We start from the raw sequence: 16,038 nt of genomic DNA, 5'->3' as shown, positions 1-16,038 counted from the left end.
AAATAGAACTTTTTTAGAAATTTTCTTTCTATTTCCATATAATTCTATTGACTTCTAAATATTTTGTAAATTAAAATGATTACATAAATATCCGTTATACAGGATTAGGGGGAAACAAACATGGATGCAGCTTTAAAATTAGACAAAGCTGGAGAGCAACAATCACCAAAAAAACATCCACCAGGGTTATACTTGTTGTTCTTTACAGAAGCATGGGAAAGATTTAGTTATTACGGAATGCGTGGCTTATTAGTTCTTTATTTAACAACGAGCTTAGTAAGCGGCGGTTTAGGATTTGATAAAGCAGTTGCAGTTCAAATTTACGGTATTTTCACAATGTTAGTATACTTCACACCTATTATTGGTGGTTGGTTAACTGACCATTTCATTACGAAGCGACATGCCATTACTATTGGTGGTATCATCATGGCAATTGGTAACTTTGTATTATTCTCAATGAACACAAAAACTGGACTTTTCTTAGGATTAGGATTATTAGTTATTGGTAACGGATTCTTCAAACCAAATATTTCGACTTTATTAGGTCAATTATATAGCGAAAATGATTCTCGTCGTGATAGTGCCTTCACTATCTTCTACATGGGGATTAACTTAGGGGCTCTTATCGCTCCATTCATTTGCGGTTACTTCGCAGATTATAGATACGGTTTCTTAACAGCTTGTATCGGTATGATTATTGGGCAGCTTGCCTTTAATTTCTTAGCACCTCGTTACTTAGGGTCTATCGGAACAACTGTTGTAGGTAAACAATCTAAAGAAAAAAATGCAAAAGCAATTGAGAAAAAACCTTTAACAACACAAGAGAAAAAACGTACTGCTGCAATTTTAATTTTAACTTGTTTCGTAGTATTCTTCTGGGCAGGATTTGAGCAAGCTGGTAGTTCTTTAACACTTTACACAGATAAGTTCGTAGATCGTACAATTGGTGGATTTACAATTCCAACACCTTGGTTCCAATCTGTAAACCCACTATTCATTATCTTACTAGCATTACCTGTTTCTGCGTTATGGATTAAGCTTTCAAAAACAAAAAATGGTGATTTGAAAATCCCAACAAAAATGGCATTAGGCATGATTTTACTAGGGATTGGATATTTAGTTCTAACTTTAGCTGTTTTAAAAACTGGTAGCGATGAAGGTAACATTACAATGAAAGCAAATTTACTATTCATTGTATTCACTTACATGTTCCACACAATCGGTGAGTTATTCTTATCACCGATCGGATTATCTATGGTAAGTGCAATTGCTCCTGTTAAATTAGCATCATTATTAATGGGTGTATGGTTAGCTGGTACTGGCTTCGCAAACTTATTAGCAGGACAATTAGCCGCTTTCACTCAATCTTTAGGATATTTAGAAGTATTCGCAAGCATCGGTATTATCGTAATTGTACTGGGATTAGTACTTCTTATGTTCTCTAAGAAAATTGCACATATGATGGAATAACAAAAAGACGCTTCTAAAATTAGAAGCGTCTTTTTTATTATTTCTCCTCTAAAGCTGTCACGTCCACATGAACGCTCTCACCAGGATTAGATACATCATACACTTGAGCACTCCCCTTCTGCTCATCACAGCTCTCAATCCATACTGGTACGCCCTCATATGTAACTTCAATTCTACTTGAAGAAGATAAGATTTGTTTCACACGTTTCACATCCATACTAATATCCCTCCTTTTGCTTACTACACTCCTTTCTATTTTTTCTTTTCCTTTTAGAATATATTCCGTAAGGCAGCATGTTGATTGATAGTCATTTCTTCCTCACATGCTAATATTTACTCTCTCGCTACCTTTCTGACAAATAAAAAAAGACGTATATGCTACACGTCTTTTTCCATAATATTCAAATTTTAAGAAAATAATGTTTTTACTACTGCACTTACTTTATCATTATGGATTTGATAATACACTTCTAATCCTCGTCTTTCAAAGCGTACTACTTTATTTTGCTTTAACTTCGTTAAATGTTGTGAAACAGTTGATTGTGGAATTTCTAATACTTCCTGTAGCTGTGTTACATTACATGTTCCTCTTTGCATAAGTTCCATTACTAGACGTAGACGAAGTGGGTGAGCTAACGCTCTTAACATTTGTACATCTTCTTCTGAAATACGACATTCGAATTGATTTTGGCTCATAAAGTTCCCCTCATTTTCGTTTTTATTTGCGTTTTTATGTTCTTTTTATTTATTTATATATCTGTTCTTATATTTCCTGTTACGACATAACTTTATCAACCTATAAAGCCGAAAAATTTTTCCATCTTTATCAGCAAAAATTCAGGAAAAAATCCTTGCTGATTTTGAATATTATACTATATGATATAACGAAAAAGCAAAATAATGGCCTACGAATACTTTGCTTGCAAACGTTGTTTTATCAGGCTTTTTGTTATATTTTCACCTCATTGAAATGCACAGTAACGGTATTGTAAAATACCGTCTATAATTGATAACCTATCGTAATGTAGTTGAACTATAATTAACCTCTTTGTTACGCTAAAAGGAATTTTCAGTAAAAAGAGATGATGTGATATTAAAAATTTGTTTCTTATTTTTTATTCGTATTGCAAGCGGTTGGATTGTTGTGCAAAACTTCCTATTAAATCCACTCACCGTTCCCCCCGCTAGATCAAACAGGACAGATAATTGCATATATCAAACTTTATACTTAATATAAAAGACTTCATCTAATATACGCCTATAAGGAACATGCCATCTGAATAAGCAAAATAATATGCAAATAGTTTATACAGCACACTTAAATTCATTTGAGTGTGTTTTTTGTCTACTTTATGAACAAAGCTTTTCTTTTAACACTATTATGGAATAATTATACTTTTTTACGTTGACAATAGTGTTGAAGGAGAATATACTAAGCATGTAAGTTGATTGTGAATTGTTTCACAAATAATGTGAATTTCTTCACATATAATAGATAGGAGTTGTCATTATTATGAGTACTTGGACACAAATTTATGACCCGTTAAACAATATTTGGTTATCTGCACTAATCGCAGCACTTCCAATCTTTTGTTTCATCATTTGTTTAATGGGATTCAAAATGAAAAGTTACATGGCTGGTCTTTATAGTGTGATTGTCGCTATTATCCTTGCAATATTTGTTTATAAAATGCCAGCAACAGTAGCTGTAGCATCTGCCGGATTCGGTGTTTTATCTGGATTTTATCCAATTTGTACTATCGTTATCGCTGCAATTTTCCTTTACAAATTAACTGTTAAAACAGAGCAATTCAATATTATTCGCGATAGTATTTCAAGCATTACAAATGATCAACGTTTACAAGTATTATTAATCGCTTATTCTTTCGGTGCTTTCTTAGAAGGCGCAGCTGGTCTAGGGGTTCCAGTTGCTATTACAGCTGCACTACTTGTAGGTATGGGCTTTAATCCATTAAAAGCAGCAGGTATTTGTTTAGTAGCTAATATTGCTGGTGGTGCTATGGGTGCTATGGGTATTCCAGTTACAGTACCAGCACAATTAACTCAACTTGACGCATTAACTATTGGTCGTCAAACTGTTCTTATTTTACCTTTCATTAGTGTTATCTTACCTTTCTTACTTGTTTCAATGGTCGATGGAATTAAAGGTATTAAAGAAACTTGGCAAGGTATTCTTGTAAGTGGTGTTTCTTTCGCTATTACTCAATTCGCTGTAACTTACTTCTTAGGCGCAGAACTTACTAATATTTTCGCAGCCGTTGTAAGTATGATTGCTCTTGCATTATTCTTACGTGTTTGGCAACCAAAATCTTCTACTAAAGAAGAAAAACAAGAAACTAAAGTATCACATACATTCAATCAAATTTTATATGCTTGGTCTCCATTCGTATTCTTAACTGCATTTGTAACAATCTTTAACTTAAAACCGGTTAAAGCTTTATTTGCTCCAGATGGTGCGTTAGCAAACTTAGTATTTAACATTCAGTTCCCTGGTCTTCATAATGCTGTTATGAAAACTACACCAATTACAAAAGCTGATACACCTTTCGCAGCTGTTTTCAAATTTGATGTATTCTCTTCTACAACTACTGCGATTGTACTAGCAATTATCGTTTCACTTATCGTTTACCGCGTAAAAGGTAAAATGGTTAAAGAATTAATGATTGAAACAATGAAAGAATTAAAAGCTCCAGTATATACAATTTGTAGCGTTATCGCGTTAGCTTACGTAGAGAACTACTCTGGTATGTCATCTACACTTGGACTTGCATTCTCTTCTACTGGTAATGCATTCCCAGTTCTTTCTCCAATCTTAGGATGGATTGGCGTATTCATTACAGGTTCAGTAGTTTCAAGTGGTTCTTTATTCGCACCACTTCAAGCAGTAACAGCAGACCAGTTAAACATCGTTCCTTCTACACTCGTTGCCTTAAACGTAGTAGGTGGTACAATGGCAAAAATGGTTTCACCACAATCTGTAGCAGTTGCTTGTGCCGCAGTTGGACTAGTTGGTAAAGAATCTGCTCTATTTAAAACAGCAATGAAATACAGTTTAATCTTCTTAGCTGTTATTAGCTTACTTCAATTAAACGCTGTATTTAATATCTTTTAAAAATAAAACACCGATCCAAATGGATCGGTGTTTTTCACATTACATTTTTTTATTTTTTAATAAAGAAGCTCCAGCAATTTCAGGGTGAGTCATTTCGAATGGATCTAAAATAATATCCAATTCCTCTTCTGTCAGTACGCCATGTTCTAAACATAACTCCCTAACAGATTTTCCTGTTTCAATTGCTTCACGTGCAATACGAGATGCTGCTTCATAACCAATATGAGGATTAACTGCTGTAATAATTCCAACACTTTTCTCAACATATTGCTTCAGCAATTCTTCATTTGCTGTAATTCCTTCAATACAATATTCACGGAATACACGGAATCCATTATTCATAATACTTATAGATTGAATTAAATTAAATACAAGCACAGGCTCCATTACGTTTAACTCTAATTGTCCTGCTTCTGATGCTAAGCAAATTGTATGATCGTTTCCGATTACTTGGAATGCGACTTGGTTAATCACTTCTGCCATAACTGGATTTACTTTACCTGGCATAATCGATGAACCCGGCTGACGTGCTGGCAATTGAATTTCAGCTAACCCAACACGTGGCCCAGACGCCATAATACGAAGATCGTTTGCAATTTTAGACATGTTCATCATGCATACTTTAAGTGCTGCAGATACTTCTGTGTATGCATCTGTATTTTGCGTTGCATCAACTAAATGCTCTGCACCAACAAGTGGGAATCCACTAAACGTTCTTAAATGTTTTACTACTTGTTCAATATACGTAGGATTTGCATTTAATCCTGTACCAACAGCTGTCGCCCCCATATTCACTTCATATAAATGTTGACGAGACTGTTTAATTCTTTTTATATCACGCGCAAGCACTCGGCTATACGCTTCAAATTCTTGTCCAAGGCGAATTGGAACTGCATCTTGTAAATGTGTGCGTCCCATTTTAATAACGTAATCAAACTCTTTTGCTTTTTTACGAAAAGCAGAATGAAGTTCTTCCATTGTAATAAGAAGCTTTTCTAACATCATAAGAGTTGCAATATGAATTCCTGTCGGAAACGCATCGTTCGTTGATTGGGCCATGTTCACATGAGTGTTTGGACTAATTTTTGCATACGCCCCTTTTTCATATCCCATACGTTCTAACGCTCTATTCGCAATTACTTCATTTGTATTCATATTAATAGAAGTTCCGGCTCCGCCTTGAATAGGGTCCACGATAAATTGATCATGAAACTTTCCATCAACAATTTCTTGCGCTGCTTCTGCAATTTCATGTCCAATGTCTTTAGCTAAGTAACCAGTATCTATATTCGCAAGTGCCGCCGCTTTTTTCACAATTGCCATTGCTGTAATGAGTGATGGATGAATGCGATATCCTGTAATTGGGAAGTTTTCTACGGCACGTAATGTTTGTACACCATAATAAGCTGCACTTGGTACTTCTTTTTCACCTAAAAAATCTTTTTCTATACGTATATCCTTCGTTGCTATCATTTTTATCACCTATACTTTTTCATTCTAAATCCTTATCCAAAAAATCCGCCCTCTAAAAACACGAGTATCATTCAGAAGAATTTTTCAGTATCCACCTTCACTATATAGTACCTTTTTTGAAAGCGCAAACATTTATTTTTCTGTATATCCTTTTTATTAAAGTTTATAGAAAATCATTCTTCTACTTTCCTTATTTCCACTCGTTTAATTTGATGCATATCCTTTTCAAGGACTTTAAAATAAAAACCGTGTTTCTCAATAATATCTCCTTCAGCAACGATTTGTTTTTGTACCATAATCCAGCCACCAATTGTATCTACATCATCAGCAATTAAATGTATGCCAAGCAAATCATTTACTTCACTAATAAGCACTTTTCCCTCTACGATTTTATAACCTTCACTTACATGCTCTATAGGTGGATTCTCATCTTCATCGTATTCATCTCGAATTTCTCCAACAATTTCTTCTAAAATATCTTCTAGTGTAACAATCCCTGCTGTACCACCATATTCATCATACAATACAGCTAATGGAATGTGTTTTCTTTGCATTTGTAATAGTAAATCATGAATTGGAATATTTTCTAGCACTTCAATAACTGGCCTTGTATATGGCATAATCGAGCACTCCTCGTCCCGACTACCATCCATATAACGAATAAATAAATCTTTTACATTAACCATCCCAATAATTTCATCTTTATCTTCACCAAATACAGGATATCTCGTGTACTTTTCTTGCGCGATTACTTTAATATGTGTTTCAAATGGTTCGTCCTCATATAAGCCTACAACTTCCGTACGAGGTACCATAATTTCTTTTGCTACTCTATTATCAAATTCAAAAATATTATTTACATATTTAAATTCCCTTTGGTTAATCTCTCCGCTCTCATAGCTCTCAGATAAGATTAACCTTAATTCTTCTTCTGAATGAGCTACTTCATGTTCAGAAGCTGGATGTAATCCGAATAAACCAGTTACAACCCTCGCTGAACCATTCAAAGCCCAAATAAACGGATACATAACTCGGTAAAAATAAATAAGTGGTTTAGATAACAATAAGCTAACTTGTTCTGCTTTTTGTATAGCAAATGTCTTTGGAGCAAGTTCCCCAATGACAACATGTAAAAATGTAATTACTGCAAAGGCAATAATAAATGAAACTGTACTGGAAATTGTAGGTGAGAATTGCAATTTTAAAAACAACGGCTCGAGTAAATGTTTAATGGTTGGTTCCCCTAACCACCCGAGCCCTAAAGCAGTAATTGTAATACCTAGCTGACAGGCCGATAAATATTCATCTAAATTTGTAGTTACCTTTTTAGCGGCCAGTGCACCTCGTCTTTTTTCGCTAACGAGTTGATCAATACGACTGCTACGTACCTTAATAATTGCAAATTCAACAGCCACAAAAAATGCTGTTAACCCAATAAGAATTACTACCATCAATAATTTTAAAATATCCACATATGCTCTTTAGCTTTCTTAGCTAAAGTTACACCTCCTTTTAAAAAGAAGTTTCACTTTAGTTTCTTCAATTATTGGAAAGCAACTCTATATAAAATCCACCAATTTTCAAACCTCATACAATTCTAAAGGTAAACCATCAGGGTCTTGGAAAAAGACGAATTTCTTCCCCGTTATTTCATCAATACGGATCGGTTCGATCTCAACACCACATTGATTTAAATGCTTCACAGCTTCTTCTATATTTGTAACAGCAAATGCTAAATGTCTAAGACCGGCTGCTTCTGGAAAACTTTTGCGCTCAGGCGGATTTGGAAATGAAAATAATTCGATTTGATACTCTTCTCCTACACATAAATCTAATTTATAAGAATCTCGTTCCTTTCTATATACTTCATTCATTTCTTTAAACCCTAATATTCTAGTATAAAAATCCTTTGACGTCTCATAATTCGAACAAATAATTGCAACGTGATGTACTCTACATATATTCATACTCTCTCTATTCCTTTCTTTACCAAAGATGCATATTCTCCCTTGAAATGAAAAACATATATAGCAGAATATCTCTTTTAGGGGGCTTACCATGAAATTCATTACTTTTTTCGTCGGATTAATTGTTGTTTTCTTGCTCGCTTATATTGCTAGCAATAATAAGAAGCATATTAAATTTAAACCAATTTTTATCATGCTTATTATACAGTTAATTTTAACCTATTTACTATTAAATACAGAAATCGGCCTCATACTTATTAGAATCATTTCCAGTTTGTTTACAAAGCTACTCGAGTATGCTGCTAATGGAATAAATTTCGTATTTGGTGGTCTTGCAAATAAAGGTGAAATGCCATTTTTCCTTACTGTATTATTACCAATCGTCTTTATTTCTGTTTTAATTGGTATATTACAACATTTCAAAATACTACCATTTTTCATTCGTTGGATCGGGTACTTTCTTAGTAAAATAAATGGTCTTGGGAAATTAGAATCTTACAACGCTATCGCTTCTGCCATTGTCGGCCAATCAGAAGTTTTTATTACAGTGAAAAAGCAATTAGCTCAAATTCCAAAACACCGTCTTTATACACTTTGTGCCTCCGCTATGTCAACCGTATCTATGTCTATCGTAGGTGCCTATATGACAATGATTGAACCTAAGTATGTAGTAACTGCACTCGTTCTCAATTTATTTAGCGGTTTTATTATCGTACTCATCATTAACCCTTACGACGTTAAAGATGATGAAGATATTTTAGAAATCAAAGGTGAAAAACAAAGCTTTTTTGAAATGCTTGGAGAATACATTCTTGATGGTTTTCGTGTAGCCATTGTTGTCGGCGCTATGCTCATCGGATTTGTCGCATTAATTAGTTGTATTAATGACTTGTTCCTCATTATATTCGGTATTACGTTCCAACAATTAATTGGCTACGTATTTGCACCTATCGCATTCCTTATCGGTGTACCAAGCTCTGAAATTGTAGCAGCTGGCAGCATTATGGCAACGAAGCTTGTAACGAATGAATTTGTCGCAATGATGGACCTTAGTAAAATTTCTAATAGCCTTTCTCCCCGTACAGTTGGTATTATTTCTGTTTTCCTTGTGTCTTTTGCCAATTTTTCTTCCATTGGTATTATTTCAGGTGCGGTAAAAGGACTAAACGAAGAACAAGGAAACGTTGTTGCGAGGTTTGGCCTTAAATTACTATATGGAGCTACTCTCGTTAGTATTTTATCTGCAATTATCGTAAGCATTATGTTGTAATTAGGTAAAATTTTATCATTTTCTTATCCCTATCTTTTGTATACAATAACGAATAGGTGTCTTATAAAGTGAAACTTTAATCAGAGTGGGGCTATTAGCCTCCACCAATCGGGTATTTACGGGCAGTTATCTCCCACCTAACTTCATTGTATTCACTGGACTTTGAGGTGGGCGTTTTACTGCTCGTTAATACGGGATAAATAATCAAGACATCTATTTTTTATACATGTACAATCGCTTTTATTTAGCGTAAAATATTTTTTATGTGTTTGAATACACTTCAAAATGTATACACTTTGATAGTTTTAAAGGAGAAAAAATGATGAAATCCGACACGAACAACGATACGCGAGCCAAAAAAGGACGCTCAAAGAAAAAACGCCTACTTTGGTTCCTTCTTATTCCATTACTAATTGTAGGACTTGGAGCAGGAGGCTATTCCTTCCATATATACAGTAAAGCAAAGTCCGTCTTAAATAATGCTTATGCTGAACTAGGTCGAGGAGATAAGTCCAGTAAACGTGAAAAAGCTGTTAAACCTATGACCGACAACATTTCCGTACTTATTATGGGTGTTGATGAAAGTGAAATTAGGGAAAAAGGTTATGGAAAAGCGACTCGAACAGATGCGTTATTACTTGCAACAATTAATAAAAACGATAAATCCGTTAAACTTGTAAGCATTCCACGTGACTCACGCGTCTACATTAAATCACGTGATAAATACGATAAAATTACACATGCGCACGTATTCGGTGGTGTAGACAGCACAATTGATACGGTAGAGAACTTTTTAGATGTTCCAGTTGATTACTATGTAAAATTCAACTTTAAATCCTTTATTAAAATTGTTGATTCTCTTGGTGGTATTACTGTAGACGTTCCAGTTGAGTTCACAGAGCAAAATAGTAAAGATGAAGCAGATGCAATTCATCTTAAAAAAGGACGTCAACATTTAAATGGAGAAGAAGCATTGGCGCTAGCTAGAACTCGTCATATCGATAGTGATTATATGCGTGGCCAACGACAACAGCTTGTATTAGAGGCCATTGCTGAAAAGGCACTATCTCTTAATTCCATTAATAAAATCGGTGGCCTACTAGACGCTGTCGATAAGGATTTAAAAACTAATTTAACTTTTGATGATATGATGACAATTACAAAAAATTCAATGGATTCAAATTTAAAGATGGAAAAAATGCAAGTAGAAGGTACAGATAAATATATAGGTGGTATTTATTATTACGTTCCAAATGAAAAAAGCGTCGACACTATTTCAACTACCCTTCAAAAACATCTCGGTGTTACGAATAAAAATGAACATAAAAAAATATAATAAAAAGGCTGCTAGATCTTTCTAGACAGCCTTTTTATTATATTTTTCAACATATTTTTCATACACATTGTGACAAGAAGTGACAATTATTACAGCGATGTAACATTTTTTATGAAAACATTACACACACAGTGAAAATAATAGTATACTAGTACGTACATAATGTTATTTTCATCATTTTTATACAAAAAATGTAATACATATATTTATACATAAATTTCTGGGGGGAAATAAATGAAGCTAAGTAAAATACTGATTGGTTCTGCAATTGCTGGGGGCATATTACTTTGTGTAGGCGGTGTTGGGGGATATCAATATGTATCCAAATTAAATAATCAATTAGATACTACTGCATTACCAAATACTACATTTGAAGGTATTTCTCTCGATGGAAAAAATAAGAAAGATATTCAAGCAATTATTAATCAAAGGGTAACTGAATTAGATCAAAAATCCCTTACCTACATATTCCAAAACGATAAACAAACTTACACATGGAAAGATTTAGGAGTAAATTATAAAGAGAAAGATATTATTGACAAAATCTTTAAAGAACAAGAAGGAAACGTAATGAATCGTTACAAAATGCGTAAGCAAGCTGAAAACGGTGAATTAAAACGTGACTATAAATTAACACCACAATTAAATGCAACAGCTTATGAAACCTTTATAAAAGATAAATATAATGAAACATTAAAAAATCCTGTTAATGCAGAATTGAGTATTGAAGGCTCAACAGTAAATGTTAGTCAAAGCCAAAACGGAGAAAAAATTGATAAAGGGAAACTAAACGATTTAACAAACGAAGCTATTACTACTGGTAAATCAGATGTTACATTGCCAGTTACATTTATAAAACCAGAACGTTCTACAGAAGACATACAGAAAATGGGTATTAAAGAAGTCATCGCTGAATATTCTACTCCAATGGCCGGCCGTAACGGAAATCAATCATTTAACGTAAATAAGTCAGCCAATACTTTAAGTGGGGTTATTGTCGCACCTGATGAAACGTTTAGTTTTAACGGCCGCGTTGGCGTAACTGATGCTGCACATGGTTACAAATCTGCAGCAGTATATTCACAAGGTAAAGTAATACAAAGTGCAGGCGGAGGAGTTTGCCAAGTCAGTAGTACATTATACAGCGCAGCTTTAAGGGCAGATTTAGGCATTGTTTCTCGAAGCAATCATTCTATGCCGGTAAATTATTTACCACTTGGGCAAGATGCAGCAGTAGCAGATTATGGTCCAGATTTAAAATTTAAAAATAATACGGGCAATCATATTTATATTCAAGCATTTTCAAATGGAGGTAGTATTACTACACGCATTTTCGGTACAAATACTGGTAAAAATGTTGAAGTTTCTTCCCAAGTAATTAGTAGGACTAGTGATAAAATCACAGCGGTTACGTATAAAAAAGTAACACAAAACGGAGCAGTAATATCAAATGGACAAATTTCAAAAAGCGTATATAAAAGCGCTCCAAAAGAATAGATAATATCAACCGAATAGCATAAAGAAAAAGGCGTGATTTAATCACGCCTTTTTCTTTTGCAGTAATAGTAAAAAAGTTTCAAGATGGTCTTTCGTTTCTTCTAAAGACCACATACGATTCCCTTCCTTCGCAGCTAATACACACGCCTCTTCCCACACGTTCTTTTTCTTCATATTTATTAATTCATCACGTAATTTCAAAACGATTTCTTCGTCTTCTTGTTCAATAAACTCTTCCATCACGCTTACTATTTCATCCTCATGAATACTTAACGTACAGTACGATTTAAGAAAGTATTGTAATGTCGTATACATAATGTACTCCCCCTTCTTATTTATCAGATGGATAAGAAGTAATAATCTTAAACCCTAATTCTCCTGACTTATCTCTTGCTAAAACAGTAACAGTTTTTACCAACTTGTCTTTTACACTCATATTTTTCTTTATTACCGTTTTTCCAACCGGGAATGAATGTGTTGTATTTAATACGAGACGAGCCTCTTTAGAATTTTTTAACCAGTCTTGAATTTCCTTATCATGCTGCTTCAAACTATCTTTTACAGCTTTCGTTGCTGTTTCCTTGTCATAGTATGTACTTGCTGCTGATACTTTATCTGTCTTCAAGCGATTCTTCAAATCTTCTTCTGATTTGCCTACATGTCTTTCAATCGTATGACCATTTTTAGGTGGCCCTTCCATTTCATCTAAAATATTATCACTAATTTTTTCTACTGATGTCGATTGATTCCCTGTTTGTTTCTCTGTTTTTTGTTCTTTTCCTGCACATCCACTTAAGATCAGCATTAGTGCCAATAAACCACTCAAGAAAAGACTACTTATTCGTTTCATCATATCACCTCTTTCATGATTATTATCGCAACTTCACTAAAAGTCAATTTCACAACGAAAAAATCTATCAGTTTTCATTTTTTTCATCTATTTTTCCATATTTACCCGCGCAATTTCATCAATCCTCTATTTTTCGACTTTTATAATATATACCCCCTATATTTTATGATTATTTCCCATATAAAAACAATGATAATATAACTATAAAACTCTTTCATACAAAGGTTTTTATAGTGTTTTTCAAAACATTTTAAAATACCCCTGTTTTTATATACCCAATACCCACATAAGGTATAAAGACCCCTTCTTATCAACGTTTTTCTACATTATGTAAATTTACCCTTGCCTATACAAACGAAATATGGTGTAATGCAAAAAAAGATAAAGGATTTTAAACAATGGCTGAAACGATTCAAAATTTCTTAACAGAATACTATTCAATCGCAATTCCACTTAGTATCTTAATTAACATCATCATTAGTCTTTTAGGCGTTATTCCTAGCATCTTTTTAACCGCCATTAATATACAGCTCTTCGGTGTAACAAATGGCACAATCATTTCAATCGCAGGTGAGGCCTTAGGGGCTATTATCTCGTTTTATATTTACCGCATAGGCCTTCAAAAGTTCACTCACGATAAAGTAAATAAGTACCCAAAGGTAGAGCGTCTTCTTTATGTACAAGGTAGAGAGGCCTTTCTACTCGTTCTATCGTTTCGATTGATACCTTTCATCCCATCAAGTATCGTGACTTTATTTGCAGCTCTAGGGAAAATGTCATTACTCTCCTTCAGTATTGCCAGTACAATAGGTAAAATACCGGCATTATTGATTGAAGTATATTCGGCATACCAAGTCATGAACGGAACAAATGAAGCGAAGTGGATTGTGACAATCGCAGGTTGTATCGGATTATATTATTTGTGGAAAAAATGGAGAAAAAAATAAAGAAGGAGCCTATGCTCCTTCTTTATTTTTGAGGTATTTTATTAATAGCTATCCTTTAAATCCTTAGTTAATACCAACAGCACTAAACGATTGCTTAACTGCCGCTACTTCCGCAGAAGTCGCACCATATAAATCAGCTGCAGCTTGTACTGCACCAGCACGAGCTTGGCTAAATGTAGTAGATTGCGTGAAATATTGTGTGTTTGCACGGTAATAAATTGCACCTAACTTATCTTTACCAATGCCCGTTACAGTTACACCCGAATGCGTACCACCATTTGCTAATAAATAAGCTTGTTTGTTAATGATACCACTGTTTGTATGAACCCCACCGTTATCACTAGTACCAGTGTAACGCTTAGAATAATGGTCTGGATCACCGTATTTCGCTGGATCACTCATAGAGCGAAGCGCATCTCCTGCTTTACCAGGCGTATAAATATCTTCACCAATCTCCCAATCCGGGTTACGGTTATCATAGAATTCTACTAAAGTACCAAAAATATCAGAAATTGCTTCATTTAGCGCTCCTGATTCATTTTGATAAATTAAGTCCGAGCTATTTTCAGTAACAGCATGCGTTAATTCGTGACCAATTACATCAATTCCACCAGATAATGAAGTGAATGTTACACCATCACCATCTCCGTATACCATTTGTGAGCCATTCCAGAATGCATTATTATACTTACTTCCGTAATGAACTGTCGATTTTAACGGAGCTCCTGCATCATTAATAGAGTTTCTGTTAAATGTAGCTTTATAATAATCATATGTTCTACCTGCATAGTAATGAGCATCTACTGCTGCTGCATCATACGCTGCATTGAAAACATTATCTGCATCTACCCATAATGTTCCTGGCAATGTAGTACGATTTTTCGCATCATATGTGAAAATCGTTGCTCCGCGCGTATTATCTTGTAAGTAGTAAGATGAACCAGATAACGTTGTATTAAGTGATTTCGTATCTCCTAATACACCTTTACCAGTTCCTACTTTATTTGTTCCTGTTACAGGTTTTACTACTGCTTTCGCATCCTGTTTAGGAGCCTCTTGCTTAACTGGTGATTTATCTTCATTTGTTACATGATCCAATTTATTATATTTATTTAATACTTTACCGCTGTCTGCTTCAATGAAATAGTAGTAGTTTCCTGGACTTGGATCTAAGAAGTTTAGATTTACAACGTATGCATATGTTGTTTCTTCACCATTTTGATATACATATAAGTCCGCTTTTGGTTCTACCTCATATTTCGGTGTTACCCCTAAATCTTGCTGCGCGATTTCAATTGCTTTTGCGCCTTCAATCTTATTTTTATTTTTCAACTTTTCCTTTTTGTCTAAATCAGGTGCAACTGTTCCAGACAATACTTTTAAAGAACCGTCTTTACTTACGTGAGCCACTTGAGTAGAACCCCATACAGGTACTCCTTCGTAAACTTGTTGCATACGTACTACTGTTGAATCAGTTACAGCATCTTTCTTCACTTGTTTCACTTTGAAAGAATCTTGCGCACTCTTTTCCCCTAGCTTGTAATCACCTTTTGCTGCATTTAAGTAATCAAACACAACAGATTCCGCTTTCTTACCAGTCGCTCCAGTTAGATCACCAGAAATAAACTCAGGTGACTGTACTGTCTCATTGTACTTCTTCGTAGAGAGTACATTTTTAGAATCCGCAAATGCAGAGCCTGTCCCTCCAAATGTTGTAACTGCCATTCCTGTCGCTAACACTAACGCTAAACTTTTCTTTTTCATGAACCTTCCCCCTAATAAAAAATTTTTTTGAAAAAGAGTAGTTTTATATTAGCATTATGTTTCCACTATTAATATACTAAAAATTCAAATAATTATTTTCTCAAGTTTTGTAGAATTTTGAGGAACAAATATTGAAAAACCCCTTTCCGATTGGAAAGGGGTTTCTGTTAAGAATTTATTAATTCTACTACTTTTTCTCCTTGACCATAAATATCCGATGTCCAAGCATATTGCGGTTCCAATACCACTAATACAGCTACAAAAGCCAAAGCACCAATAATTATTTTTTTCATATTATTTTCCTCCCTTTTCTTCTAATAAATTAATTGCT

Annotated in this window: 15 protein-coding genes; 6 read left to right on the top strand and 9 right to left on the bottom strand. The window is 34.3% G+C overall.

Annotation, left to right across the window (positions count from 1 at the left end; all coding sequences use genetic code 11):
• Positions 1 to 120: 120 nt before the first annotated feature.
• Positions 121 to 1,470 (top strand): peptide MFS transporter, encoded by a 1,350-nt coding sequence (locus ACQGS6_RS12960; RefSeq protein WP_000338314.1) that lies wholly within the window; start codon positions 121 to 123, stop codon positions 1,468 to 1,470.
• A gap of 37 nt (positions 1,471 to 1,507) precedes the next feature.
• Here ACQGS6_RS12960 and ACQGS6_RS12955 read toward each other — a convergent pair whose 3' ends face one another.
• Both ACQGS6_RS12955 and ACQGS6_RS12950 read right to left on the bottom strand, forming a co-directional pair.
• The gene (locus ACQGS6_RS12955) at positions 1,508 to 1,687 is read right to left on the bottom strand and encodes an acid-soluble spore protein H (protein WP_000382687.1); all 180 of its coding nucleotides are present in this window, start codon (positions 1,685 to 1,687) and stop codon (positions 1,508 to 1,510) included.
• A gap of 191 nt (positions 1,688 to 1,878) precedes the next feature.
• On the bottom strand, positions 1,879 to 2,166 hold the full coding sequence (locus ACQGS6_RS12950) for an ArsR/SmtB family transcription factor (protein WP_000081428.1): 288 nt from the start codon (positions 2,164 to 2,166) through the stop codon (positions 1,879 to 1,881).
• An 817-nt stretch (positions 2,167 to 2,983) separates the two neighbouring features.
• On the opposite strand from ACQGS6_RS12950, the gene ACQGS6_RS12945 reads away from it, so the two are divergent.
• Entirely contained in the window at positions 2,984 to 4,603 is a 1,620-nt protein-coding gene (locus tag ACQGS6_RS12945) for an L-lactate permease (protein ID WP_000109102.1), read from the top strand.
• A 39-nt stretch (positions 4,604 to 4,642) separates the two neighbouring features.
• Here the strand turns inward: ACQGS6_RS12945 and aspA are convergent, their stop codons facing one another.
• The 3 genes from aspA to gloA2 all read right to left on the bottom strand — a co-directional run bounded on the left by aspA (position 4,643) and on the right by gloA2 (position 8,043).
• Positions 4,643 to 6,076 (bottom strand): aspartate ammonia-lyase, encoded by a 1,434-nt coding sequence (gene aspA / locus ACQGS6_RS12940; RefSeq protein WP_426965200.1) that lies wholly within the window; start codon positions 6,074 to 6,076, stop codon positions 4,643 to 4,645.
• A 173-nt stretch (positions 6,077 to 6,249) separates the two neighbouring features.
• Positions 6,250 to 7,548, bottom strand: a complete 1,299-nt coding sequence (locus tag ACQGS6_RS12935; RefSeq protein ID WP_000353324.1) for a hemolysin family protein — start codon at positions 7,546 to 7,548, stop codon at positions 6,250 to 6,252.
• Between the two features lie 108 nt (positions 7,549 to 7,656).
• Complete coding sequence (gene gloA2, locus ACQGS6_RS12930; RefSeq protein WP_001017678.1) at positions 7,657 to 8,043, bottom strand: SMU1112c/YaeR family gloxylase I-like metalloprotein; 387 nt, start codon at positions 8,041 to 8,043, stop codon at positions 7,657 to 7,659.
• A 91-nt stretch (positions 8,044 to 8,134) separates the two neighbouring features.
• Between gloA2 and ACQGS6_RS12925 the strand changes: the two genes are divergently transcribed.
• The 3 genes from ACQGS6_RS12925 (at position 8,135) to ACQGS6_RS12915 (ending at position 12,146) form a co-directional block, all read left to right on the top strand.
• Positions 8,135 to 9,313 (top strand): NupC/NupG family nucleoside CNT transporter, encoded by a 1,179-nt coding sequence (locus ACQGS6_RS12925; RefSeq protein WP_000668870.1) that lies wholly within the window; start codon positions 8,135 to 8,137, stop codon positions 9,311 to 9,313.
• Between the two features lie 319 nt (positions 9,314 to 9,632).
• Positions 9,633 to 10,649, top strand: coding sequence for an LCP family protein (locus ACQGS6_RS12920; RefSeq protein WP_426965199.1), 1,017 nt, complete (start codon positions 9,633 to 9,635; stop codon positions 10,647 to 10,649).
• Positions 10,650 to 10,883: 234 nt separating this feature from the next.
• On the top strand, positions 10,884 to 12,146 hold the full coding sequence (locus ACQGS6_RS12915; protein ID WP_000777361.1) for a VanW family protein: 1,263 nt from the start codon (positions 10,884 to 10,886) through the stop codon (positions 12,144 to 12,146).
• A 42-nt stretch (positions 12,147 to 12,188) separates the two neighbouring features.
• Here ACQGS6_RS12915 and ACQGS6_RS12910 read toward each other — a convergent pair whose 3' ends face one another.
• A complete protein-coding gene (locus ACQGS6_RS12910) occupies positions 12,189 to 12,461 on the bottom strand; it encodes a hypothetical protein (protein ID WP_000288806.1) in 273 nt (90 codons plus the stop codon).
• A 16-nt stretch (positions 12,462 to 12,477) separates the two neighbouring features.
• Positions 12,478 to 12,996 carry an RNase A-like domain-containing lipoprotein gene (locus ACQGS6_RS12905; RefSeq protein WP_000822706.1) on the bottom strand — a complete coding sequence of 173 codons (519 nt, stop codon included), beginning with the start codon at positions 12,994 to 12,996 and terminating at the stop codon, positions 12,478 to 12,480.
• Positions 12,997 to 13,394: 398 nt separating this feature from the next.
• Here ACQGS6_RS12905 and ACQGS6_RS12900 point away from each other — a divergent pair, with 398 nt between their 5' ends.
• Positions 13,395 to 13,943 (top strand): TVP38/TMEM64 family protein, encoded by a 549-nt coding sequence (locus ACQGS6_RS12900; protein ID WP_000852231.1) that lies wholly within the window; start codon positions 13,395 to 13,397, stop codon positions 13,941 to 13,943.
• 63 nt (positions 13,944 to 14,006) lie between these two features.
• On the opposite strand, the gene ACQGS6_RS12895 is transcribed toward ACQGS6_RS12900, so the two are convergent.
• Together ACQGS6_RS12895 and ACQGS6_RS12890 are read right to left on the bottom strand one after the other, a co-directional pair.
• Positions 14,007 to 15,707, bottom strand: a complete 1,701-nt coding sequence (locus tag ACQGS6_RS12895) for a M4 family metallopeptidase (RefSeq protein ID WP_000730383.1) — start codon at positions 15,705 to 15,707, stop codon at positions 14,007 to 14,009.
• A gap of 167 nt (positions 15,708 to 15,874) precedes the next feature.
• Positions 15,875 to 16,000 (bottom strand): NprX family peptide pheromone, encoded by a 126-nt coding sequence (locus tag ACQGS6_RS12890; RefSeq protein ID WP_000720170.1) that lies wholly within the window; start codon positions 15,998 to 16,000, stop codon positions 15,875 to 15,877.
• Positions 16,001 to 16,038: the final 38 nt, after the last annotated feature.

The organism is Bacillus sp. GMs2/2, assembly GCF_050172095.1.
In the GTDB taxonomy this organism is placed as follows: domain Bacteria; phylum Bacillota; class Bacilli; order Bacillales; family Bacillaceae_G; genus Bacillus_A; species Bacillus_A cereus.
Note: the sequence above shows the minus strand (reverse complement) of the source record. Positions and strands in the feature narration are given on the sequence as shown.